This window comes from Rhodopseudomonas pentothenatexigens (genome assembly GCF_900218015.1).
Lineage (GTDB): Bacteria > Pseudomonadota > Alphaproteobacteria > Rhizobiales > Xanthobacteraceae > Rhodopseudomonas > Rhodopseudomonas pentothenatexigens.
This window is the reverse complement of sequence record NZ_UFQQ01000003.1, coordinates 98658-122467: the sequence shown is the minus strand read 5'-3', so window position 1 is coordinate 122467 and position 23810 is coordinate 98658. Positions and strand designations below refer to the sequence as shown.

The following is a 23810-nucleotide window of genomic DNA, read 5'->3' as shown; positions in this document are numbered from 1 at the left end:
GAGAGGGCTGGGGTGAGGGCGCCCGAGGCAGTGAGTCATCGATCGCTGAGAGGAGTGCCCTCACCCAAATCGCTACGCGGTCCGACCTCTCCCGCAAGCGGGAGAGGTTGCGCAACGCTCGGCTCAGCCTCTCGAGACAAAACCGGCGGCCCTTGCGGAGCGCCGACTGTCGTCTCGAACCATCGATCGGCGCTTACTTCGTCAGCGGACAGCCGCTTTCCGCCGCAGTCGGGAACGCCTTGTCCCCCGGCACGGTGGCGAGCAGCTTGTAGTAGTCCCACGGCTTCTTGGATTCTTCCGGCTTCTTGACCTCGAACAGATACATGTCGTGGACGAAGCGGCCGTTGGCCAGCACCTTGCCGGACGCGAACGCGTCGTCGACCGGCAATTCCTTCAGCTTCTTGGCCACCGCCTCGGTATCCTTGGTGCCGGCTGCCTTGACGGCCTTCAGATAGGACAGCGTCGCCGAATAGGTGCCGGCCTGGATCATGCTCGGCATCCGGTTGGTGCGCTTGAAGAAACGCTCGGCGAACTGCCGCGATTTGTCGTCGCGATCCCAGTAGTAGGCTTCGGTCAGCACCAGCCCCTGCGCGGCCTTGAGGCCGAGGCCGTGCACTTCGGCCAGTGTCATCAGCAGCCCGGCCAGCTTCTGGCCGCCGGCCACGATGCCGAACTCAGAGGCCTGCTTGATCGAATTGGCGGTGTCGAGACCGGCATTGGCGAGGCCGACAACCTTGGCCTTGGAAGCCTGCGCCTGCAGCAGGAACGAGGAGAAGTCCGACGAATTCAGCGGATGCCGTACCGAACCGAGCACCTTGCCGCCATTGGCGAGCACGATCTCGCTGGTATCTTTCTCCAGCGCATAGCCGAACGCGTAGTCGGCGGTGAGGAAGAACCAGCTGTCGCCGCCGGCCTTGACCAGCGCACCACCGGTTCCGACTGCCAGTGCGTGGGTGTCGAACGCCCAATGAAACCCGTAGGGCTGACAGGCATCGCCGGTGATTCGCGAGGTCGCGGCACCGACCACGATGTCGATCTTCTTCTTTTCCTTCGACAGATCCTGGATCGCCAGCGCCACCGAGGAGGTGGTGAGCTCCGTGATCATGTCGACGCCGTCGACGTCGTACCACTTGCGCGCGATCGCGACCGCATTGTCGGGCTTGTTCTGATGATCGGCGGAAACGATCTCGATCTTCTGCCCCAGCACTTCGCCGCCGAAATCCTCGACCGCCATCTTGGCGGCTTCGAGCGACCACTTGCCGCCGTAGTCGGCGTAGACGCCGGACTGATCGTTGAGAATGCCGATCTTGACACCCTGCGCTGAGGCCTGCGAGACGGCGACAAGAGCCGTAGCCGCGAGCGCGGCGGAAAGAAGTCCGAGTTTCATGACGTGCCTCCCAGTGTTTTGGTTGGCGCGCAGCTTAGTTAGGAAAGTTGCCGCTGCCCAGCGGATTGTTCAGCAGCGGAAATTGTTAGAGGCCATCGAATTTGTACGCTGCTTGCAAGAAAGTTCCATATCGCTCGGTGCGCGTCGGCAACGTCTGGCACGGGCACTCCGAACCGAAAATGTTGGTGTAGGCGTTGGTGGTGGCCCACATCGCCCAATACCGCGCGCCGGCTCCGACGCTGAACGCATTCGAGACCTGATACGACAGGATCGCTTCGAGCTGTACACCCTGCCCGGTTCCCCGCTCCGGCGAGACGGTATCGCTGACATCGGTGCGCATCACGTGGTTGTCGGTTCCGAACATCTTCACATAAGGCAGATAGGCGGCATCGGCGGAAAGCTTGAGACCACGGCCCAGCCCGAGTTCGCCGTTGAAGCCGAGCCGCAGCGAATGCCAAGTGTCGTTCTCGGTCATGGCCAGAACGCTGTTCGCGATCGGCGAGCCGCAGATTGGCGATGCGGTCGCGCCGGCGGTCTGCACGCAGCCATAGGCCGATTTGTTTTCGCGATAGTAGTTGTAGCCGACGAAGCCACCGAACTTGTAGTCGGGTCCGCGCAGCAGATTGTAGCCGACGTCGAGCGTCGCATAGGCGATGCTGCCCTTGACGGGATCCGACAACGTATTTGAATAGGGGATGCCGTCGCTAGCGATCCAGTCTTCGTCGTTCATATGGCCGCTCACGAGCGTCCCGCCGCCGGCAAAGCCCTTGAGGAAGAGATCGTAAGGACCGTCGACACGACCGAACACTTCACCGGACGCCGAAGTGCTCTGGTAGGTCAATCGCGAGATCAGCCGATTCTGCCGACCCGGATCGACGCCCGCACCGAGGTCTTTCTGGAATCTGCCGAAGCTATACCAGACCCGGGCGCCGATCTCGGCGTCGGCGAGCGTCGGCGCATCCTGGCCGCGCAGCGATCCGCGCAGATGAAAGTCGTCGAAGCGCGCCTCGGTATCGCCGCCGAATTTCAGATTGAGCCCGACCTTCACACCATGAAGATCCTGGCGCACATTGGTGATCCCCTGTGGCGTCGGGAAGTAGCCGAATCCGGGCGCAAGCGCGAAGCTCGCCGGCGTCGCCATCTGGCTGCTGCCGAAGTCGGCATAGTCGTATTCGACCTTGACGGACCAGGCCGGCGCCAACGCCTGCTCGACACCGGCACCGACGGTCCAGCCCCATCGCCCTTCATTGTGCTCGGTCGATGACTGCAGCGGATTGCCGGCGGTGATGTCGATTCGCTCGCTCAGATATGCTGCGCCGCCCTTGCCGTACAGCAACGTTCGGCCGCCGGGACCCGTGACCAGACCCACGCGCGCGGTGAGCGTCGCCAATGCGTCCTGACGTACCCGGCAATTCGCCGAGATGAACAAACCGGACGAGGCCATGCAGGTGTTGGTGCCATTGCCGTTCATCGCGCTGATGTCGGCCTCGGCGCCGATCACCCAGCGGCCGCGCTGCAGATTGTAGCCGACCTGGATGCCGGCCGATGCCGCAGGTGTGCGGACGGTGCCGCCATACAGCGAGGCGCCGAGCGGATCGGGAAACTGCGACTGCGCGAAGCTGCCGCCGACATGTGCACCCCAATACAGCCCGGTCCAGTTCCATTGCACCGGTGCGGCGGGAAGCAACCTCGGCAGGTCGGCAGCGGCTGCAGGTGACAGGGCCGCCGTCAAGGCGGTGGCGACAACGAGACTGCGACGCATCGGACTCACACCATTGGCTGGCAATTCGATGCCAGCCAGTATCGATGCGAGTGCTTAAAATTCCGGTAACCGTGTTTGTTAGCCGGCCGCTAACCATGCGGGACGAGACCGCGCAGCACCAGCCGGTTGAGACGGCCGGCGAACGCAGCGGGGTCTTCGGGCAATTCGCCGTCGAGAATCTGCGCCTGCTCCAGCAGCAGGAACGACAGATCGGCCGCTTCGGCCTTGTCGTCCTTTGCCCTGCCGAGCGCCGCGACCAGCGGATGCTTCAAATTGATCTCAAGGATCGGCTTGGAGCCGGCGCCCTTGTTGGCGCGCGCCAGCATCTTCTCGAGTTCGCGGTCCGGGCCCATGCCGCCCGCAACCAGACACGATGCGCTCGATGTCAGCCGCTGCGACGCCTTGACGTCGGAGACGCGATCGCCGAGCGCGTCCTTGATCACCGCGATCACGGTCGCCTCGTCGGCCTTGGTGTCGTCGCTGCCGTCCTTGTCCTGGTCCTGATCGAGCTTCGGAATCAGATCGAAATTGACGTCGCCCTGGCTCAGCGACTTCAGCGGCTTGCCGCCGAAATCGAGCTGCGCGGAGGTCCAGAACGCATCGACCGGATCGGTCAGCAGCAGCACTTCGATGCCGCGCGCGGCGGCGGATTCCAGCTTTGGGTTGGATTTCAGCCGCTCCAGCGAGTCGCCGACCAGATAATAGATCTCGGTCTGGTTCTCCTTCATCGCCTCGACATACTGCTTCAGCGACCGCTTTTCGCCGGCCGTGGTGGTGAAGCGCGCCAGCGACAGCAGCTTTTCGCGGCGCTCGAAGTCCTCGTACAGGCCTTCCTTCAGCACCGGTCCGAACGCGTCCCAGATCTTTGCGAAGTCCTCCGGCTTCTTGTCGGCGAGGCTTTCCAGCTCGCCGATCACCTTGCCGGTCACCGCACTGCGGATCTGCGCGAGCTGCGGATTCTTCTGCAGCATCTCGCGCGACAGATTGAGCGGCAGATCCTCCGAATCGATCACCCCGCGCAGGAAGCGCAGATAAGGCGGCAGCATCTCGGCTTCAGAGGTGATGAAGACGCGGCGGACGTAGAGCTTGATCTTGCCCTTGCGCTCCGGCTCGAACAGGTCGAACGGCTTGGTCGACGGCGCGAACAGCAGCACCGCGTAGGACTGCCGGCCCTCGGCGCGATAATGCAGCGTCATCGCCGGCTCGTCGAATGCGCCCGCGATCTGCTTGTAGGCCTGCTTGTAATCGTCCTCGCTCAGCTCCGACTTCGAGCGCTGCCACAGCGCGCTGGCCGAATTGATCTGGCGCGGCTCGCCTTCCTCCGGCACCAGCAAAATCGGGAACTGGATGTTGTCGGAATATTCGGTGACGATCCGCTCGATCTGCCAGTCTTCGAGATATTTCGAGGCGTCGGGCTTCAGATGCAGCACGATCTCGGTGCCGCGTTCGACCCGCGCCGCATCCTCGTCGGAGGCCCGGCCGATCTCGAACCCGGCGCCGCCCGCGGACGTCCAGGTCCAGACGTCGTCCGATCCGGCGCGGCGGCTGGTGACGGTGATCTTGTCCGCCACCATGAAGGCGGCATAGAAGCCGACGCCGAACTGGCCGATCAGGCCGGCGCTGTCCTTGGATTCGGCGAGCTTGGAAATGAACGATTTGGTGCCGGACTTGGCGATGGTGCCGAGATTGTCGATCAGTTCCTGGCGATCCATGCCGATGCCGTTGTCGACGATCGTCAGGGTGTCGGGCGCCTTCTTCGGAATGATCCGGATGCTCGGTTCGCCGCCCTTCTCCATCAGCTCGGGCTTTGCGATCGATTCATAGCGCAGCTTGTCGAGCGCGTCGGAGGCGTTCGAGATCAGCTCGCGCAGGAAGATGTCGGTCTCTGAATAGACCGAGTGCACCATCAGGTTCAAAAGCTCGGCAACTTCGGCCTGGAACGGCTTCGTCTCGCTGGCGGTATCAGTCATGGTCATGGCGAATTCGCTGGTCCTGCAGAAGGAATGTGAGGGAAAATCGGGATATAGCGCGGGCGCGCGCGATGGCAAGGTGGCGGCGCCGGTTCAGAACCGGCCCGGCCCGGCCGAGGCCACCGCCGCGCAGCAGCAGGCCTTGAGGCCGCCGAGATCGGAACGCGTCAGCCGCAGGCTCCAGCCATAGGCGTCGAGCACGTCCTGGACGATCGCCAGCCCCAGCCCTGCCCCCTCGCCGCGCTGGTCGAGCCGGATGCCGCGCGACAGCACTTCGGTGCGCGCCGCCTCGTCCAGCCCCTCGCCGTCGTCCTCGATCATGACGCAGAATTCGTCGGCGTCGCAGGCGGTGCCGATCCGCACCCGGGATTTGGCGTGACGGGTGGCATTGTCGAGCAGATTGCCGAGCACTTCGGCGAGGTCGGTGCGCTCGATCGGCACCGCCACATAGTCGGCGACCTCGATTTCGTAGGCGATCGAACGGCCCGCGGGCGTGCGCGATTGAATCGTCACCAGCGATCTCACCAACGGCAGCAGCTCCACCGCGACGCTTTCGCCACGCCGCGCGGCGCCGCGCAGCCTCGCCCGCGCCAGCTCGCGGTCGACGTGCCGGCTCATCGCCGCGCCGACCGCCTCGATGTCGCGGGCGAGCTTGTCCTCGCCGCGCTCGCGCAGCCGCGCCGCATCGCCCGCGAGGGCTGCCAGTGGTGTCTTCAGCCCGTGGGCAAGATCGGCAGCGCGGTCGCGCGAGCGTTCGATCTCGTGCGCCTGCGCGTCCAATAGCGCGTTGACCTCCTCGACCAGCGGGCGGACTTCGTCCGGCACCGCCTCGGGCAGCCGGCGGCTGCGGCCGGAGCGGATTGCGGCAACGTCGCGGCGCAGCGCCGCGAGCGGCCGGAGGCCGAGCATCACCTGCACCGAGGTGGCGAGCGCCAGCACCGCGCCGAGCAGGCCGAGCGCCACCACGAGATCGCGGGCAAACGCCTTGCCGGCGGCGTCGACCCGCGCCAAGTCGACCGCCACGGCAGCGCGGATCGGGACGCTCTTGCCACCCAAGGTGAGCAGCACCCGGCGCTCGACGATCGACAGCCGCGAGCCGAACGGGCCGGCGATGTCGTGGTGATGCACCTCGCCGGGCCCGGGCTGATCGATCGGCACCGTCAGCCGATCGTCCCACAGCGACCGCGACCGCACCAGTTGATCGCCATCGTCGCCGACCTGCCAGTACAACCCCGACAGCGGCTCCGAAAACCGCGGGTCGGTCGGCGGCCGCACCACCGCGAGCCGGCCGTCCGGCCCGGCCTCGATGCCGGCGAGCAGCTGCTTAAGCGACACTTCCAGATCGTCCGCGATGGTGCGGGTGATGTGGCGCTCGAACAGAATGGTGAGCGCGAAGCCGGCGATGCTGAGCGCGATCAGGATCGCCCCGGCCCCGCCGGCGATCAGCCGCAGCCGCAGCGAGCTGTGCCTCATGGACGCTCGTCCGCCACAATGTAGCCGAAGCCGCGGCGGGTCTCGATCAGGTCGACCCCGATCTTGCGGCGGACCCGGCCGACCAGCACCTCGATGGCGTTGGAATCGTGGGCGTCGTCCTGGCCGTAGATGTTCTCGGCGAGTTCATATTGCGACACCACCCGGCCGCGATGCAGCACCAGGTAGGACGCCAGCCGATACTCCAGGGGCGACAGCGACACAGGCTTACCGCCAACGCTGACCTGCATCTGCCGCTCGTCGAGCGTGACCTCGCCAATGCTGACCACCGACGATGCATGACCGGCCGAGCGCCGCACGATCGAGCGCAGCCGCGCCAGCAGCTCCTGCATCTGGAACGGCTTCGGCAGGTAGTCGTCGGCACCGGCATCGATACCGTCGACCCGTTCGGCCCAGCTGCCGCGGGCGGTGAGGATCAGCACCGGGGTCAGGCGGCCGTTGTCGCGCCAGCGCTTCAGGATGGTGAGGCCGTCGAGACCCGGCAGGCCGAGGTCGAGAATGATGGCGGCGTAGTCCTCGGTGTCGCCGCGAAACCACGCCTCCTCGCCGTCGCCGACGATTTCAGCGAGGTAGCCGGCCTCGCCCAGACCGCGCCCCAGCTCCGACGCGATCCGGCTGTCGTCCTCGACCACCAGCACCCGCATCACTTCTCCCTGGTGCGACGGATCTCGCCACTCAGCGCATCGAGATAGACTTCGTACAGCCGGCCCGCCTTGTCGACCACGATGAATTCGTACAGCCAGCGGTCGTGGTGACGCTCGATCTCGACGCCGGTAATCTCGCCGGGCAGCTTGTCGCGGACCATCGCCAGCAGTTCGGTGAGCGGCCGGATTTCGCCGCGTTCGACTGCGCGCCGGGCTTCGTCATGGTCGTGGCGGCGATCGTGGGCGCCGTGAATATGGTCATGCGCGAGCAAGCGCGCCGACGGCAGCGATGCCGCGGCGATCAGGGCTGCGAGTGTGAGAATGAACAGGCGCCTCATCGAGATACCGGCCAGCTCCTTCGGACACCGCCAGTGTGGCGCGTGGCCGCTGACCGCTCGCTGACAGTGGTCGAACCGGTAGATCCGGCGTCAGCCCCCGTTGCGCGCAAACAGCGGCCGCAACACGCCGGCCACCAGCCCCGCGGCGACCAGCAGCCCCACCACCGGAATCCACAACAGGAACGCCCCGAGCAGCAGCACCAGCACCACAGCAATCACCGCACCGATCGCCAGCGCCATCAGGAACAAGCCGAGCGGACCAACCTTGCCGACGAAGACGTGCTCGGTGGTGTTCTGGTCGATGAAAATCCGCGTCCCCAGCGGATCATGGGTCTGTCCGGGCGGAATGATCTCCGGCTCATAGCGCGGCCGCTCCGGCGGCCTGGATTGATCGGTCATGATGCGAGTCCTTGGGGCGCGCGAGGCTCGGCTCCGGCGCGAATCAGCATAGCCACAAAAGTGGCGGGCGCGAGAGCCTTTCCACAGAGGTTACGCGGCGATCGGCCGCGCGACACACTGTTTCGATGCTGCAATACCGCCGAGCTGGCTCACGCTGCGGCCAAGCAGCCGCATTCTAGCGAACTCAGGACGCCCGCAGGAGTTCCTTGGCCTGGGCCACCCGCTCCGGAAAGGCAGCGGCCAGCGCGGCACGGTCGGCTTTCAGCACGCCGCGCTCGGTGATCAGGCCGGTGACGAGCCGCGCCGGGGTGACGTCGAAGCCGTAATTGGCGACCTTGGAGCCTTGCGGCACGATCCGCACCGTCTCGATCCGGCCATCGCGGGTGCGACCGGTCATGTCGGTCACTTCCGCGGCCTCGCGCTGCTCGATCGGGATCTCCTTCACGCCGTCGTGGATGGTGAAGTCGATCGTCGGCGACGGCAGAGCGACGTAGAACGGCACCTTGTTGTCGGCCGCCGCCAGCGCTTTCAGATAGGTGCCGATCTTGTTGCAGACATCGCCGTCGGCGGTGACGCGGTCGGTGCCGACGATGACGAGGTCGACCAGCCCGTGCTGCATCAGATGACCGCCGGTATTGTCCGGAATCACGGTGTGGTCGACGCCGTGATGGCCGAGCTCCCAGGCGGTCAGCGACGCGCCCTGATTCCGCGGCCTCGTCTCGTCCGCATAGACGTGGATTGGGATGCCGGCATCGAACGCCTGATAGATCGGCGCGGTCGCAGTGCCCCAGTCGACGGTGGCGAGCCAGCCGGCGTTGCAATGGGTCAGCACGTTGACGCGCTCGCCGGGCTTCTTGGTCGCTGCGATCGCTTCGATCAGGTTCAGGCCGCTGGCGCCGATCGCCTGATTGATGGCGACGTCCTCGTCGGCGATCTCGCCGGCACGCCGATAGGCCGCAGCATTGCGATCCGCCGGCTGCACCGGGGCGAGCGCACGGCGCATCTCGTCGAGCGCCCATTTCAGATTGATGGCGGTCGGCCGGGTCGCGACCAGCTTCTGATAGGCGGCTTCGAGCCCGGCGTCGGAGGCATCCTCGCGCATCGCCAGCGCCATGCCGTAGGCCGCGGTCGCCCCGATCAGCGGCGCGCCGCGCACCAGCATGGTGCGGATCGCATCTGCCGCCTCATCGGAGCTGGTCAGCTTCACCACGACGTAGTCGTGCGGCAGCCGGCGCTGATCGATGGTGCCGACGGTCCAGCCGTCAGCCTCGAGCCAGATCGTGCGGGTAGGTGTGCCGTCGACTTTCATGGTGCCTCGCTAACATCGAATCCGTCATTGCGAGCGAAGCGAAGCAATCCAGAAGTTCACGCACGAGCACTGGATTGCTTCGTCGCTTCCGCTCCTCGCCATGACGCGGTTTACGCCTTCAGAACCCGCCCGGCCACCGCGTCGAGCTTCTTCAGCAGTTCCGGATCGCGCGCTTCTGGCGCGGTGATGAAGGCGGCGTCGAGGGCGCGGTCGGAGCCGATCGGGCATTCCTCGTGCTCGCGCGGGAAGTCCTGTGCCAGCCGCGCCACCAGGCTCTTGGCCTTCTCGGCGTTGGAGGTCAGAACCCGGACGATGTCCTGCACCGTGACGGCGTCGTGGTCCGGGTGCCAGCAGTCGAAATCGGTGACCATCGCCACCGTCGCGTAGCAGATTTCCGCCTCGCGGGCGAGCTTGGCCTCCGGCATGTTGGTCATGCCGATCACCGAATAGCCAAGCTGCTTGTAGGTCATGCTCTCCGCATAGCTGGAGAACTGCGGCCCTTCCATGCAGAGATAAGTGCCGCCGCGCGCCACCGGAATGCCCTCCGCGTCCGCGGCGGCCGCAAGATGGATGCGCAGCCGCGGGCTCACCGGGTGCGCCATCGACACGTGGGCGACGCAGCCTTTGCCGAAGAACGAGCTTTCGCGCTTGTAGGTGCGGTCGACGAACTGATCGACCAGCACGAAGGTGCCGGGCGGCAGTTCTTCCTTGAACGAGCCGCAGGCCGACAGCGAGATCAGGTCGGTGACCCCGGCGCGTTTCAGCACGTCGATATTGGCACGGTAGTTGATGTCGGAGGGCGACAGCCGGTGGCCCTTGTCGTGGCGCGGCATGAACACGATCGGCAGACCGGCGATATTGCCGCGCCGCACCGCGGAAGACGGCTCGCCCCACGGGCTCGCGATCGCTTCCTCACGGACGTCTTCCAGCCCCGGCAAATCGTAGATTCCGGAGCCGCCGATAATGCCGAGCACGGCCTTGGTCATGGATTGTCTCCCCGACGACAGCGTTTCCGCGCGAAATGGTCACCGGTTCGCGTGAAGAAAACGCGTCACAACAAATTCTGCCGCCGCATTCAACATGCGGGCGGGGCAGCGACAACCCCTTACGACGGCGGATCAGCCAAACGTCTTATCTTACCGCGCTGGCCGCCCCCCACTGCGAACCGACATGGGGCGCCGCCGCGACGAATTTTCCTGTTCCCGAAGCTGCGACGATCGGATTAGGATCATCGCTAAGGCCACGCAAAAGCGGCCAACCGGGAGTGAAACAACGTGATCACGGGACGCGTCGTGTTCGGCGCCATGGAGGAGGTCGTCTACGGCCAGCCGGCTGCGGCCGCCGTCACCGAACAGCTCGACCGGATCGGCGCGCAGCGCGCGCTGCTGATGGTGTCGGGCACGCTGAACCGCACCACCGACGAAATCGCCAAGATCAAGGACGCGCTCGGCGGCCGTTGCGCCGGGGTGTTCGACGCGATGCCGGCGCATACGCCGCGCGCAGCAGTGATCGCCGCCACCGAACAGGCCCGCGCCATCCAGGCCGACCTCGTCGTCACCATCGGCGGCGGCTCGATCACCGACGGCGCCAAAGCGGTGCAGATCTGCCTCGCCAACGACATCAGAACCACCGCCGACATGGACCGCGTCGCCAATCAGGCATCGCCGGTCGCGCCGAAAGTGCGGCAGATCAGCGTGCCGACCACGATCTCGGGCGGCGAGTTCAGCGCGATAGCCGGCGTTACCAACGAGGCGACGCGGGTCAAGGAGAAGTTCGCCCATCCGCTGGTGATGCCGCGCGCCGCGATCCTCGATCCGACGATTACGCTGCACACGCCGGAATGGCTGTTTCTGTCGACCGGCATCCGCGCGGTCGATCACTGCGTCGAGGCGATCTGCTCGCGCGAGGCGCATCCTTACGGCGACGCCCAGGCGCTGCGCGGCCTCGCGATGCTGGCAGCCGGGCTGCCGCGGGTGAAGGCCGACCCGACCGATCTCGACGCCCGGCTCGACTGTCAGATCGGCACCTGGCTGTCGATGGGCGCGCTGTCGGCCGGCGTTCCAATGGGCGCCAGCCACGGCATCGGCTACGTGCTCGGCGCTGTGTTCGACGTGCCACACGGCCACACCTCCTGCATCATGCTGCCGGCGGTGATGCGCTGGAACAAGGCCGCCAATCACGACCGTCAGGCGCTGGTCGCCGCCGCGATGGGCCATGCCGGCGAAGACGCCGGCGACGTGCTCGATGCGCTGATCCGGGTGCTCGGCATGCCGCGCAGCTTGCGCGAGGTGAATGTCGGCCCCGAACATTTCGAGCGGATCGCCACCCAGGCGATGGGCACGCCCTGGGTGCCGCGCAATCCGCGCACCATCGAAGGGCCGGCGCAGGTGCGAGAGATTTTGGAGATGGCAGCGTAGTCACCGCATCCACCAAGAGGGGGCCGGCATTGCGAGTGCAGCGAAGCAATCCAGAAGCCCGGTGCACCGAGCTGGGTTGCTTCGTCGGCTTCGCCTCCTCGCAATGACGGCGGCGAATGACTGAACCGTTCAAAAAACCAGAAACTCAGGCACGCATCAGCACGAGGAGAACGATGTATCCCGGCCAGTTCGCGAAGACCCGTCCCGACCATCCCGCCTTCATCATGGCCTCGACCGGCGAGACCGTGAGCTATGCGGAGCTCGAAGCCCGCAGCAACCGTCTGGCGCATCTGCTGCGCAATCATGGCCTGCGGCGGCTCGACCATTATTCGATCTTCATGGAGAACAACAATCGCTACATCGAGGCGTGCGGCGCCGGCGAGCGCAGCGGCTGTTACTACACCTGCGTCAATTCCTATCTGACGCCGGCCGAGCTCGCCTACATCCTGACCAACAGCGAATCCCGCGCGCTAATCACCTCGAAGGCCAAGCTCGACGTCGCCCGCGAGGCCCTGAAGGAATGTCCCAACGTCACGCTGTGCGTGGTCGTCGACGGCGACGGCGAGAGCGAACGGATCGTCGGGCTCGCCGAAGCGACCAAGGATCTGCCGGGCACGCCGATCGCCGACGAAAGCCTCGGCACCGCGATGCTGTATTCGTCCGGCACCACCGGCCGGCCGAAGGGCATCCTGCGGCCGCTGCCGGAGCAGCCGCCGTCCGAGCCGCTGCCGCTGTTCCACTTCCTCAACATGCTGTGGAAGTATCGCGACGGCATGATCTACCTGTCGCCGGCGCCGCTGTATCACTCGGCGCCGCAGGCGGCGGTCGGCCTCACCATCCGGGTGGGCGGCACCGTGGTCATCATGGAGCATTTCGATCCGGAGCAGTATCTGGCGCTGATCGAGAAGTACAAGGTGACGCACAGCCAGCTCGTGCCGACGATGTTCTCGCGGATGCTGAAGCTGCCCGAGGAGGTCCGCAAGCGCTACGGTCTGTCCACCCTGGAGGTCGCGATCCATGCCGCGGCGCCCTGCCCGCCGCAGGTGAAGGAACAGATGATCGAATGGTGGGGGCCGATCATCCACGAATATTACGGCGCCACCGAAGGCCTCGGCTTCACCGCCTGCAACAGCGCCGAATGGCTGGCGCATCGCGGCACCGTCGGCAAGGTGATGTTCGGCGACCTGCATATTCTCGACGACGGCATGAAGCCGTGCCCGAAAGGCACGCCCGGCCAGATCTGGTTCAAGACCGCGACGCCGTTCGAGTATTTCAACGACCCGAAGAAGACCCAGGAAGCCCGATCCCAAGACGGCAGCATGAGCACCGTCGGCGACGTCGGCTATGTCGACGATGACGGCTATCTGCACCTCACCGACCGCGCCACCTTCATGATCATCTCCGGCGGCGTGAACATCTATCCGCAGGAGTGCGAGAACCTCCTGATCACCCACCCCAAAGTGGCGGACGCCGCGGTGTTCGGCGTGCCGAACGAAGATCTCGGTGAGGAGGTGAAAGCGGTGGTGCAGCCGGTCGAGGGTGTGGCCGCCGGTGCCGAGCTGGAGCAGGAACTGCTGGCGTTCTGCGCCCAATCGCTGTCGCGCCAGAAAGTACCGCGCTCGATCGACTTCACCGACGAAATGCCGCGCCTGCCCACCGGCAAACTCTACAAGCGCCTGCTGCGCGACAAATATTGGGGTAACAAGAACAGTCGAATCGTTTGAGGCGGAGCGTCGCAGCACGGCGCACTGCCTCTCCCGCTTGTGGGAGCGGGGGCGCGCTGTGCCGGGGGAGAGTCGCTGCCTCATGGGCAGAATCGGTGAGAATGGGCTATAGGGACCTCATGTCCCCGCTCCCCCGCCCGCTCCGATGACCCGCACCGCGCCCCGCGAAACCGACGACGAACTCGACGCTCGGATGCTGTCGACGCTGAACCATGTGTTCGGCATGTCGTCGTTCCGCGGCCAGCAGGAGGCGATCGTGCGGCATGTCGCCGATGGCGGCGATGCGCTGGTGCTGATGCCGACCGGCGGCGGTAAGTCGCTGTGCTATCAGTTGCCGGCGCTGCTGCGCGACGGCTGCGGCGTGGTGGTGTCGCCGCTGATCGCGTTGATGCGCGACCAAGTGGCCGGGCTGCTGGAGAGCGGCGTGCGCGCCGCGGCGCTGAATTCGGCATTGTCCTACGACGAGGCGAATGCGATCGAGCAGCAACTGCTGAAAGGCGAGCTCGACCTGCTCTATGTCGCGCCGGAGCGGCTGCTGACGCCGCGCTGCCTCGGCCTGCTGGCGCGGGCGAAGATCGCGCTGTTCGCGATCGACGAGGCGCATTGCGTGTCGCAATGGGGCCACGACTTCCGGCCCGAATATGTCGGCCTCTCGGCGATCGCCGAGAAATTTCCGAATGTGCCGCGGATCGCGCTGACCGCGACCGCCGATGCGCTGACCCGCCGCGAGATCGCAGAGCGGCTGGCGCTGACCGATGCGCCGTGCTTCGTGTCGAGCTTCGACCGGCCGAACATCCGCTACAGCATCGTCGACAAGCAGAACGCACCGGCCCAGCTCAAAGCCTTCATCGACGAACGCCACCGCGGCCAATCCGGCGTGGTGTATTGCCTGTCGCGCGCCAAGGTCGAGGACATCGCCGAGACGCTGAGCAGGTCCGGGCTCACCGCGCTGCCGTATCACGCCGGGCTACCGGCCGACATTCGCGCGCGCAATCAGGACCGCTTCCTCAACGAGGACGGCATCGTGATCGTCGCTACCATCGCGTTCGGCATGGGGATCGACAAGCCGGACGTCCGCTTCGTCGCCCATCTCGACCTGCCCAAGAGCATCGAGGCGTATTACCAGGAAACCGGACGCGCCGGCCGCGACGGCAAGCCGTCCGATGCCTGGATGGCCTATGGGCTGTCCGACATCGTCCAGCAGCGCCGGATGATCGACGAAAGCTCTGGCTCCGACGCGTTCAAGCGGGTCTCGATGGGCAAGCTCGACGCCCTGGTCGGCCTGTGCGAATCCACCGGCTGCCGCCGCACCCGGCTGCTCGGCTATTTCGGCGAGACGGCGCAACACGAGAGCTGCGGCAATTGCGACAACTGCCTCACCCCGCCGAAGGTGATCGACGGCACCGTGCCGGCGCAGAAGCTTTTGTCCTGCGCCTATCGCACCGGGCAGCGGTTCGGCGCCCAGCACCTGATCGACGTGCTGCTCGGCCGGCTGACTGATCGCGTCGCTCAATTCGGCCACGACAAACTGTCGGTTTTCGGCATCGGCGGCGAGTTCAACGAGAAACAATGGCGCGCGGTGATCCGCCAACTGGTGTCGCTCGGCCATCTGGTGCCGGACAGCGAGGCATTCGGCGCCTTGAAGCTGACCGAGACCTCACGGGCGGTGCTCAAGGGCGAAACCCAGGTGATGCTGCGCGAACAGACCGGCCGTCCGCCGCGAGCGAAATCCCGCCGCGGCGATCTGGCTGGCGGCGCGCCGCGCGAAACCAGCGGCGATCCGGAGTTGTTCGCGGCTCTGAAAGCCTGGCGCGCCGGGGTAGCGCGCCAACGCGGTGTCCCGGCCTATGTGGTGCTGCACGATGCCACCCTCGACGGTCTTGCGGCCGCCAAGCCGCGGACTCTGGACGAACTGCGCGGCATCCCGGGGATTGGCGACAAGAAGCTTGAGCACTACGGGGCCGAGTTGCTCGCGGTGATCGGGGAGCGGCGCTAGCCGGCGCCTTTGCAAGGAACTGGTCCGGATCCTGCAAAGCCTCTCCTGACGGAGTTCAGGAGGTGTCGCGATGCCGCTTTACGGCTTCCATTGTAAGCAATGCGACAAGGACTGCGAATTGCTGGTCGGGTTCGACGACAAGCCGCCCTGCCCGGCCTGCGGCAGCCGGCGGATGGAGCGGCTGGTGTCGCGCCCGGCCCCGCCCGGCAAGAGCAAGGGTCTGATCAAAGCCGCACGCGCCCAAGCGGCGCGCGAGGGGCATTTGTCGAACTTCAGCCGCAAGGAGCGCGGCCTTTAGTCACCGCGCTCCTGCTAAGTCTCCGCGAACCGATCAATAGACCGGATAATCATTGGCCGGCGCATAGCCGTAGCTGTCGTAGCCGCGATCCCATGCGCTGTAGCGCGGATTCGCGACACAGTTGCCACCAGTGCCGTTCGCGGTGTAGCGGCACGATGCAAAGGTCGAGTAGTTGCAGTCACCAGGATAGCCCTGCAGCGCGCCCTGCATGCAGTACGGATAGTTCACCGTCGCCTGCGCCGGCTTAGCGTCGATCAGTTGCGACGCGCCCAGCGCGCCGACCGCGATTGCCGCCATTGCCAAATATCGCATCTCGTTCTCCTCTGTCGTGGTCGATATGCGGATGAACGAGTGCAGCGCGGCGACGTTCCGGATATCGATTCACAAATCCTTCACTGAGGCGTTGCGACGCAGCCGATCGCGCTGAAGTCTTCGAGCCTTGCGCGTGACGCATCGCGCCGCGCGCCCTGGTCGATTGCGCAGGCGGCCTCCGAGTGGCAAACATCGCGACAACACGACGCAAGCGGCAGATCCGCCGCCTGCCAAGCGACAACAACAGCGCGAATGCGCCGACAGAATCGTATAGGGGAGGGAATATGCCGCTGCATGGTGACGCACCGGGTGTGGTGACGCCGTTCGATGGGATGGATGTGCCGTGGCTGCTGAAGCTGCATGCCGAAGCGCGGCGCGATCATCCGTTCGTGATCTGGGCGCCGTTCGACGCCCCGTCTCGAAGCTGGAGCTACGGCGAATTCCACGACCGCGTCGGTGCGCTCGCCGCCGGCCTCGTCAAGCGCGGCGTCAGGCCGGGCGACTACCTTCTGATCCACCTCGACAATTGCGTCGAATTTCTGCTCGCCTGGTTCGCCTGCACCGAGCTCGGTGCGATCGCGGTCACCACCAACACTCGCTCGGCTGCGGCCGAGATCGAGTATTTCGCCGCGCATTGCGGCGCGGTCGCCGCCATCACCCAGCCGGCCTATGCCGATCTCGTGGCCGCCAACTGCAAGAACCTGAAATGGATCGCGGTGATCGGACACGATCCAGGCGCGGCGATCGCTGCGCAGCCGGCCGCCAAGGCGGATTCCTTCGACAGCCTGTTCGGCGACAGTGCCGACCGGCCGCGCCGCGCCACCGATCCGCTGGCACCGTGCAGCGTGCAGTACACCTCGGGCACCACGTCGCGGCCGAAGGCGGTGCTGTGGACCCATGCCAATGCGCTGTGGGGCGCCAAGATCAACGCCGCGCATCAGACGCTGCGCGCCGACGATGTGCACCTTCTGTATCTGCCGCTGTTCCACACCAACGCGCTGGCCTATTCGATGCTGTCGACGCTGTGGGTCGGCGGCTCCGTGGTGGTACAGCCGCGATTCTCGGCGAGCCGCTACTGGATGGTCGCAACCGAGCACGGCTGCACCTGGAACTCGACGATCGCCTTCTGCCTGAAGGCGCTGCTCGACCAGGAGCGGCCGGCCGCGCATCGGTTCCGGATGTGGGGCACCGCAGTGGCGGATCCTCCGGTGTTCGCCTCGTTCGGCATCAAGACCATCGGCTGGTGGGGCATGACCGAAACCATCACCCACGGCATCATCGCCGAGGCCGACCAGCCCAACGCGCCGATGTCGATCGGCCGCGCCGCGCCCGAATACGCAATTCGCATCGTCGGCGACGACGGCACCCCGACCAAGGTCGGTGACACCGGCAATCTGCTGATCAAGGGCGTGCCGGGGCTGTCGCTGTTCAAAGAGTATCTCCACAACGAATCCGCGACGCGCGACAGCTTCGACGAATTCGGTTACTTCGTCACCGGCGACCGCGTCACGCTGCTCGAGCACGGCGCGATCCGGTTCGGCGACCGCGCCAAGGACATGCTCAAGGTCGGCGGCGAGAACGTCGCGGCCTCCGAGATCGAGCAGGTGGTGATCACCGTGCCGGGCGTGCGCGAGGCGGCGGTGGTGGCCAAGAAGCACCCGATGCTCGACGAGGTGCCGGTGGTGTTCGTGATCCCGCAAGGAGGCGTCGCCGCGGCGCCGCCGGATTTCGCCGATCGCATCACGGCTGCCTGCGCGGCGTCGCTCGCCGACTTCAAGCGACCGCGCGAAGTGCGCTTGGTCGACGACATGCCGCGCTCCACGCTGGAGAAAGTGGCGAAGGCCGAACTCCGCAAAATGCTGACTGAGTAATCGTCACTTACGTCATTCCGGGGCGCGCCGCGAGGCGCGAACCCGGAATCTCGAGGTTCGGGACGCAGCGATTCCGATCCGCTTCGCGCGTCCTGGAATTGACAGAGCCCGATCAGCCGCCCATCGCCACAGGACGGAACGCCTGCAGCAGGCGCTGATCGATCTTGTCGCCCATGTTCTCCATCGCGATGAACGCCTGCAGCGGTGTCTTCGGGGTGTGGTTCTTGCGTGGCGCGACCAGCGACGCGAAGATGTCGACGATGGTGGTGATCCGGACGATGTCGGCCACCTGATCGCCGTGCAGCCCGTCCGGATAGCCCGACCCATCGAGCAGTTCGTGATGGTGCAGCACGACATCGAGCGTCTCGCGCGGGAAGCTTCCTTCGGCGACCAGCGCCTCGTAGCCGAGCCGCGGATGCTCGCGATATTTGCGCAGCGTATCGCCGATTAGATTGTCGAGGTTGTCGAGCGCCGAGACGTCCACATAGGCTTTGCCGACATCGTACAACAGAGCCGCACGGGTCAGCCTGCGCTGATCCTCCTCGCGCATGCCGAGATGCTGCGCGAACGCCACCGCAAAGCCCGTCGCGAACAGGCAGAGTCGGTAACTCTCGTCGTGATGACGGCCGACGGTGGCGAGCCACTCGCGCAGCGACGAGCGCCTGATCGCCTTCAGGATCGGACCCTCCGCCTGCATCACGTCCTGAAACGTCAGCGGCTTGCCGTGCAGCCGCTCGAACATCTTGACCAGCACCTTGTGGGCGGCCGTGACACCGTCGCTGAGCGCTTCGGCGCGGGCCGTCGCGGTGTCTTCGGAAGGATCCGGAAACGCCGAGCGAACGCGCTGCAACAGGTCGCGCGGATCGAACGGGCGGGCGATCGTGTCGGTGGCACCGAGTGCCCACGCCTGCATCGAACCGTGATGCAACTCGTCGGCGAGCACGAACAGCCGCGGCATCGGCTGATAGGCGCCGCCGAGCAGCTTGCGCCGCACAAGTTGCACGCTGTCGGCCGACCGCAGATTGATGTCGACCACGATCCCCGACAGATCGCGCGCCGGCGCGTCCGGCAGGTGAGCTGTCGGTACGGTCTCGACCTCCGCCACACTCGACAGAATGCCCGCAATGTCGACGCTGCGATCGCGACGATCGGACGCCAGCAACAAACGCCGGCGCGTCGCAGGGTTGGACGCTGGTTGTCGGGCTAGTGCATTCATGAAGGTCACCGGATTGCTACCGTGGGCAGGTAATGTCCTTACACTAACGAGAAATCGGTTCCCTGAGATTAATGGGCGTTGTTAATGCCCCGTAACCGAAGCGAAGCACATTTGATACAATGTCAAAACCGTGAATACGCCAGGACTCGCGCTCGCCCGCGGCAGCGTTATGATGCGTGCCCGACTGCAATGAAACCAACGCGGAGCGGGGACCGATGACAGCGACATCATCTGCGATGGCGGCGCGGCGCGGCGTGACTGCAGTGATGGTCGTGCTGCTGTCGGCCGCACCGTGCTTCGCTCAGCAACCCGCAGTGACGGCCCCGCCGCCGTTTGTTGCGACGCTGTCGAACACCACGCCGCTGGTGTTCGGCATGGATGCCCACGAGGCGGCGGCCGTGCTCGGCATGCCGCTCAACTATGTCAGCGGAAAGCCCGGCGACGAGATCTTCCTGGTGATCCGCACCGAGGGCGGCACCGGCTTCTTCGACCGCCGCGACCGGCTGTATCTGCAGTTCCGTCACGGCCGGCTGGCCGGCTGGAAGGGCGACTGGGGCCGCAACTGGATGTGGCAATAGCGCCGCTATCCGCTCGACCGAACCGCTGCCACTCTTCGCAAAGGATCGCCCGTGGGACACGACATCACGCTGAAGGCTGCCGACGGCTTCGAACTCGGCGGCTATCGGGTCGATCCCACAGGCACGCCGAAGGCCGCGATCGTGGTGATCCAGGAGATCTTCGGCGTCAACCATCACATCCGCAACGTCTGCGATCGCCTCGCAGCGGTAGGCTACGTTGTGCTCGCGCCGTCGATCTTCGATCGCACCGAACGCAACTTCCGGAGCGGCTATTCTGCGGAGGAGATCGCCGTAGCACGCAAATTCGTCGCCGATCCGGATTGGCCGGCGATGCTGCGCGACACCCAGGCGGCGATCGACGCGGCGCAGGGGATCGGCCCGGTCGGCATCATCGGTTTTTGCCTCGGCGGCAGCGTCGCCTATGCGGCGGCGACCAAGCTTCACGGGCTGAAAGGGGCGGTGGGCTATTACGGCGGCGCCATCGTCCGTTTCGCCGACGACACGCCGGCGGTGCCGACACAATTGCATTTCGGCGAAAAGGATTCCGGAATTCCGCTCAGCGACGTCGACACCATCCGGGCCAAGCGGCCGGAAGTCGAGATATTCGTCTATCCGGGCGCGCAACACGGCTTCGGCTGCGACGAGCGGGCGAGCTACGACAAGCCGAGTTCAGACCTCGCTTGGCAGCGCAGCCTGGCGTTCTTCGCCACCTATCTGAAATAGCGATCGGGAAGCGAAGCCGGCCTCCGGTCAGAACCAGCGTTCGCCGACATAGACAGTGTCGCCGGGGCTGAGCGGGGTGCCGAGCGGCACCACCTCGCGCACCATGCCGCCCCCTTCCGGATGCGTCACGGTCACCCGATCGCGCTGCGCCCGCGGCGTGAAGCCGCCGGCGATCGCCACGGCGCTTTCCACGCTCATATGCGGCACGTAGGGGTATTGGCCGGGCGCAGTGACCTCGCCGAGGATGAAGAACGGCCGATACGACTCCACTTCGACCGCGACTGAAGGTTCGCGGATGAAGCCGCGGCGCAGCCGCGCGGTGATCTCGGCGGCCAGTCCGGCGGGCGTGCGGCCGCGCGCCGGCACCGCGCCGATCAGCGGCATGGTGATCGAGCCCGCCGCGTCGATCGAATAGGTATTGGTCAGGCCTTCCTGACCGTACACGACGACCCGCAGCCGATCGCCGGCGTCGAGCCGATAGGCCGGCTCCGCACCGCCCGGCGCCGCATAGGCCGCAACCATCGGCGGCGGCGCCGTGCGTCCGCCATAGGCAATGGCGTCGAGGCTGTTCTGTGGCTGCACCATCGCGACCGGGCCTGGCCGGCGCATGCAGCCGCCGAGTGCGAGCGCGGTCGCCACGATGATCATCGATACTTGAAACGCGCTTACGACACGCACTGGAGCCATCCTCGCCACGGAGACGGCTTCGTTTATGCCCCGTTAGGGTTAACAAACGGTTTTGGCTCGGCGCGCATCCTCGTAAGGCAGCGAGGATCGTCCGCCGCATCCCGGCGGCGGACGAAGCGATCGTCAGGCGGTGACGCCGACGCCGACCCCGACCGGGCACGACACACCGGTGCCGCCAAGCCCGCAATAGCCGCCGGGATTCTTGGCGAGATATTGCTGGTGGTAGTCCTCGGCGTAATAGAAGGCGCCTGACGGCGCGATCTCGGTGGTGATCGGCCCATAGCCCTTGGCCTTCAAAGCGTCGGCATAGGTGTCGCGCGACGCCTCCGCTGCGCGCTTCTGATCGTCGCCGAAGCTGTAGATCGCCGAGCGATATTGCGAGCCGACGTCGTTGCCCTGCCGCATCCCCTGGGTCGGATCGTGGCTCTCCCAGAACGTCTTGAGCAGCTCGTCGTAGGAGATCTTGGCCGGATCGAACACCACCAGCACCACTTCGGTGTGGCCGGTGCGGCCCGAACAAACCTCCTCGTAGGTCGGATTCGGCGTGAAGCCGCCGGCGTAGCCGACCGCGGTCGAGTACACGCCGTCGCCGAGCTGCCAGAACTTGCGCTCGGCCCCCCAGAAACAGCCGAGCCCGAACACCGCCTGCTGCAGACCTTCCGGAAACGGCGGCTGCAATCGGTGGCCGTTGACGAAATGGGTCCGCGCCGTCGGGATCGGCGTCGGCCGCCCCGGCAACGCCTCGGCGGCACTCGGCATCGCGGTCGATTTGCGCATGAAGAACATCGAACAACCTCCCGGCGCGGCCGACGACGGCAGATCGCCGCTCGAGCGCGCACGCATGTTGGCGATAGCGGAACCCAGCATGACGCTGGTGCAATCGGCTCTCAACTCAATTTCAGGATATAGGTATCTTCGCTGCGGCGACGAGATTGTTACACCTCAGTCGCGGGCGTACCCGATCAGCGGCTTGCGCGGGCGGAACAGCAGCATCAGCGCCACTCCGATCACGCCCAGCACCGCAAAGGTGGGCTGTGCCAGCACGAACTTGGCAACGTGGGTCCAAAGCCAGGGCGCGGTCTGTTCCAGCCAGTCGCGGAACGCCTGCTGGCTCGCCTGGTGGACGTCGTTCCAGAAATCCCCCAGCTTGGTCCACTGCAGCGCGTTGTCGGCGACCGATCGGGCGCCGTCATAGACCAGGAAAATGAACCCTCCGGTCAAGAACAGCAGGCCGATCAGCCGAAAAAAGCCGCGGATCATCTTAACCACCCCGATCAGATTTCGCTTCTGCCCCAGGCGGGCTTACCGGGCAAAGCAACAAAATTCAACCTCGCCAGCTACTTGGACATTGACCCGAGGGTCGAGGGGCGGCCGGCCTGCCGGGCCGCCGCCCTCCCCGCGCTCGTGCCCGTTGACGCCTCCGAGTACTGCCCTTATAAGGCGGCCGATGGCGGTGGGGGCGATCCTGCCGCCGCTGTTCTTTGGGCGGCGCCGCGGACTGCGGCCGTGTCGGCTCCGGGAGCATCTTCAGCAACATCCGGAACACACGGCGCGTCGCGATCAAGCGGCTTCGCCATTCAGCCCGGCCGCTCGAGCAGAGGCCGCTGCAGGATTTGAGAGACCATGGCCAATACGTCTTCCGCCAAGAAAGCGACCCGCAAGATCGCCCGGCGCACCGCGGTGAACAAGTCACGCCGGACTCAGATGCGTGGGTCTGTCCGGACCGTCGAAGAGGCGATCGCCAACGGCGACCGCGAGGCAGCGTTGAAGGCGATGGCCCGCGCCGAGCCGGAACTGATGCGCGCTGCGCAGCGCAACATCATTCACCGGAACGCTGCGAGCCGGAAGGTGTCGCGCCTGACGCACAGCATCGCCAAGCTGGCACAGTAATTCGCTTCATCATCTCGGATGGTTTCAATGCCCGGCCTTGCCGGGCATTTTCTTTTTCAGCGACCGCCCGCAGGCACGGTGTACCTTCACGGCCGGCGCATGTAGTTGCTCACTCGATTGCTGTACGCGCTCGCTCATAATTTGAATCGCGCGACGCGTTTTCGGCACCACCTGCCCCGTTCCGGAACACTTCACCGGGAAGCGTCAATCAGGCTTGACGCGCGCCTTAAGAAACCGCTGCGGCACAGCGGGAACTGTTGCCCTTGCGCCGCTCGCTTGACTCTCCGAATGCCTTTCCTCGTGCAACTACGCGTTTGTTGGTGACAAGGGTTACCCTGTCCGAGCGCTCACGAAAATCCGCGGCGAGCGAACCACTTATCGACAAAGCGCGGGAGAGCGTTTGGAAAAGCCGCCCGCCCGACGGTCAAAGGTAAAGGATTCATGAAGTTCTTTTGGGCGCGCGGCCAAAATGTCACGCCGCCGGCACACTTCGATTCTGTGCACAGATTCAAAATCTTGTCGCTGCGGAGACGATTAGTTGCCTGTTCCGACGGCGCTCGAGGCGAAATCCGCGCCGTCCCCTCGGAATCATATCCATTGCAGCCGAAGAGCCGTCGTGGTTTTCATAGTCCACCCGCGACGCCCGCGGCTCTTCAGATCAGCGCGGTTTGAGAACCAAGGGCGGACATGCAGATCGGCGGCGGTATGCATGTTGGCGGCTTTTCCAAATGACGGTCGACCTGCAACTCATAGCAATATGGGGATGGCGAAGCCTTGTCCGAATTCATGTGGATGCCT

22 protein-coding genes are annotated in these 23810 nt (G+C 65.6%); 8 read left to right on the top strand and 14 right to left on the bottom strand.

Annotated features, from left to right (window positions below; all coding sequences use genetic code 11):
* Positions 1–193: 193 nt before the first annotated feature.
* The 9 genes from DWA33_RS03490 to DWA33_RS03450 all read right to left on the bottom strand — a co-directional run bounded on the left by DWA33_RS03490 (position 194) and on the right by DWA33_RS03450 (position 10286).
* The gene (locus DWA33_RS03490) at positions 194–1387 is read right to left on the bottom strand and encodes an ABC transporter substrate-binding protein (protein WP_114356705.1); all 1194 of its coding nucleotides are present in this window, start codon (positions 1385–1387) and stop codon (positions 194–196) included.
* A gap of 85 nt (positions 1388–1472) precedes the next feature.
* A complete protein-coding gene (locus DWA33_RS03485; RefSeq protein ID WP_114356704.1) occupies positions 1473–3149 on the bottom strand; it encodes an outer membrane beta-barrel protein in 1677 nt (558 codons plus the stop codon).
* Between the two features lie 89 nt (positions 3150–3238).
* Positions 3239–5125, bottom strand: coding sequence for a molecular chaperone HtpG (gene htpG / locus DWA33_RS03480; RefSeq protein ID WP_114356703.1), 1887 nt, complete (start codon positions 5123–5125; stop codon positions 3239–3241).
* An 87-nt stretch (positions 5126–5212) separates the two neighbouring features.
* Positions 5213–6592: a sensor histidine kinase gene (locus DWA33_RS03475; protein ID WP_114356702.1), complete on the bottom strand. Its 1380-nt coding sequence runs from the start codon at positions 6590–6592 to the stop codon at positions 5213–5215.
* Positions 6589–7254: a response regulator transcription factor gene (locus DWA33_RS03470; RefSeq protein WP_114356701.1), complete on the bottom strand. Its 666-nt coding sequence runs from the start codon at positions 7252–7254 to the stop codon at positions 6589–6591. Before DWA33_RS03470 ends, DWA33_RS03475 begins: the two co-directional genes overlap by 4 nt.
* Complete coding sequence (locus tag DWA33_RS03465; protein WP_114356700.1) at positions 7254–7592, bottom strand: PepSY domain-containing protein; 339 nt, start codon at positions 7590–7592, stop codon at positions 7254–7256. Before DWA33_RS03465 ends, DWA33_RS03470 begins: the two co-directional genes overlap by 1 nt.
* A gap of 90 nt (positions 7593–7682) precedes the next feature.
* Positions 7683–7991 (bottom strand): hypothetical protein, encoded by a 309-nt coding sequence (locus DWA33_RS03460; protein ID WP_114356699.1) that lies wholly within the window; start codon positions 7989–7991, stop codon positions 7683–7685.
* A 184-nt stretch (positions 7992–8175) separates the two neighbouring features.
* Positions 8176–9300 (bottom strand): S-methyl-5-thioribose-1-phosphate isomerase, encoded by a 1125-nt coding sequence (mtnA, locus tag DWA33_RS03455; RefSeq protein ID WP_114356698.1) that lies wholly within the window; start codon positions 9298–9300, stop codon positions 8176–8178.
* A 110-nt stretch (positions 9301–9410) separates the two neighbouring features.
* The gene (locus DWA33_RS03450; protein WP_114356697.1) at positions 9411–10286 is read right to left on the bottom strand and encodes an S-methyl-5'-thioadenosine phosphorylase; all 876 of its coding nucleotides are present in this window, start codon (positions 10284–10286) and stop codon (positions 9411–9413) included.
* A gap of 318 nt (positions 10287–10604) precedes the next feature.
* Here DWA33_RS03450 and DWA33_RS03445 point away from each other — a divergent pair, with 318 nt between their 5' ends.
* The 4 genes from DWA33_RS03445 (at position 10605) to DWA33_RS03430 (ending at position 15735) form a co-directional block, all read left to right on the top strand.
* Positions 10605–11717, top strand: a complete 1113-nt coding sequence (locus DWA33_RS03445) for an iron-containing alcohol dehydrogenase (protein ID WP_430707858.1) — start codon at positions 10605–10607, stop codon at positions 11715–11717.
* A 173-nt stretch (positions 11718–11890) separates the two neighbouring features.
* Positions 11891–13441 (top strand): AMP-binding protein, encoded by a 1551-nt coding sequence (locus tag DWA33_RS03440; protein WP_114356696.1) that lies wholly within the window; start codon positions 11891–11893, stop codon positions 13439–13441.
* 145 nt (positions 13442–13586) lie between these two features.
* A complete protein-coding gene (recQ, locus tag DWA33_RS03435) occupies positions 13587–15437 on the top strand; it encodes a DNA helicase RecQ (RefSeq protein WP_114356695.1) in 1851 nt (616 codons plus the stop codon).
* A gap of 70 nt (positions 15438–15507) precedes the next feature.
* On the top strand, positions 15508–15735 hold the full coding sequence (locus DWA33_RS03430; protein WP_114356694.1) for an FmdB family zinc ribbon protein: 228 nt from the start codon (positions 15508–15510) through the stop codon (positions 15733–15735).
* Between the two features lie 33 nt (positions 15736–15768).
* Here DWA33_RS03430 and DWA33_RS03425 read toward each other — a convergent pair whose 3' ends face one another.
* Positions 15769–16047, bottom strand: coding sequence for a DUF3551 domain-containing protein (locus DWA33_RS03425; RefSeq protein ID WP_114356693.1), 279 nt, complete (start codon positions 16045–16047; stop codon positions 15769–15771).
* A 284-nt stretch (positions 16048–16331) separates the two neighbouring features.
* Here DWA33_RS03425 and DWA33_RS03420 point away from each other — a divergent pair, with 284 nt between their 5' ends.
* Complete coding sequence (locus DWA33_RS03420; RefSeq protein ID WP_114356692.1) at positions 16332–17918, top strand: AMP-binding protein; 1587 nt, start codon at positions 16332–16334, stop codon at positions 17916–17918.
* 112 nt (positions 17919–18030) lie between these two features.
* On the opposite strand, the gene DWA33_RS03415 is transcribed toward DWA33_RS03420, so the two are convergent.
* Positions 18031–19134, bottom strand: coding sequence for an HD domain-containing protein (locus DWA33_RS03415; protein ID WP_114356831.1), 1104 nt, complete (start codon positions 19132–19134; stop codon positions 18031–18033).
* 215 nt (positions 19135–19349) lie between these two features.
* Between DWA33_RS03415 and DWA33_RS03410 the strand changes: the two genes are divergently transcribed.
* Together DWA33_RS03410 and DWA33_RS03405 are read left to right on the top strand one after the other, a co-directional pair.
* Positions 19350–19712, top strand: coding sequence for a hypothetical protein (locus tag DWA33_RS03410; protein ID WP_114356691.1), 363 nt, complete (start codon positions 19350–19352; stop codon positions 19710–19712).
* 51 nt (positions 19713–19763) lie between these two features.
* Positions 19764–20435 carry a dienelactone hydrolase family protein gene (locus tag DWA33_RS03405; protein ID WP_114356690.1) on the top strand — a complete coding sequence of 224 codons (672 nt, stop codon included), beginning with the start codon at positions 19764–19766 and terminating at the stop codon, positions 20433–20435.
* 27 nt (positions 20436–20462) lie between these two features.
* Here the strand turns inward: DWA33_RS03405 and DWA33_RS03400 are convergent, their stop codons facing one another.
* The 3 genes from DWA33_RS03400 to DWA33_RS03390 all read right to left on the bottom strand — a co-directional run bounded on the left by DWA33_RS03400 (position 20463) and on the right by DWA33_RS03390 (position 22382).
* Positions 20463–21113 (bottom strand): polysaccharide biosynthesis/export family protein, encoded by a 651-nt coding sequence (locus DWA33_RS03400; RefSeq protein WP_114356689.1) that lies wholly within the window; start codon positions 21111–21113, stop codon positions 20463–20465.
* 132 nt (positions 21114–21245) lie between these two features.
* Positions 21246–21908: a peptide-methionine (S)-S-oxide reductase MsrA gene (gene msrA, locus DWA33_RS03395; RefSeq protein ID WP_114356830.1), complete on the bottom strand. Its 663-nt coding sequence runs from the start codon at positions 21906–21908 to the stop codon at positions 21246–21248.
* Positions 21909–22064: 156 nt separating this feature from the next.
* A complete protein-coding gene (locus DWA33_RS03390; protein WP_114356688.1) occupies positions 22065–22382 on the bottom strand; it encodes a hypothetical protein in 318 nt (105 codons plus the stop codon).
* 363 nt (positions 22383–22745) lie between these two features.
* Between DWA33_RS03390 and rpsT the strand changes: the two genes are divergently transcribed.
* Entirely contained in the window at positions 22746–23012 is a 267-nt protein-coding gene (rpsT, locus tag DWA33_RS03385; protein WP_114356687.1) for a 30S ribosomal protein S20, read from the top strand.
* Positions 23013–23810 lie beyond the last annotated feature (798 nt).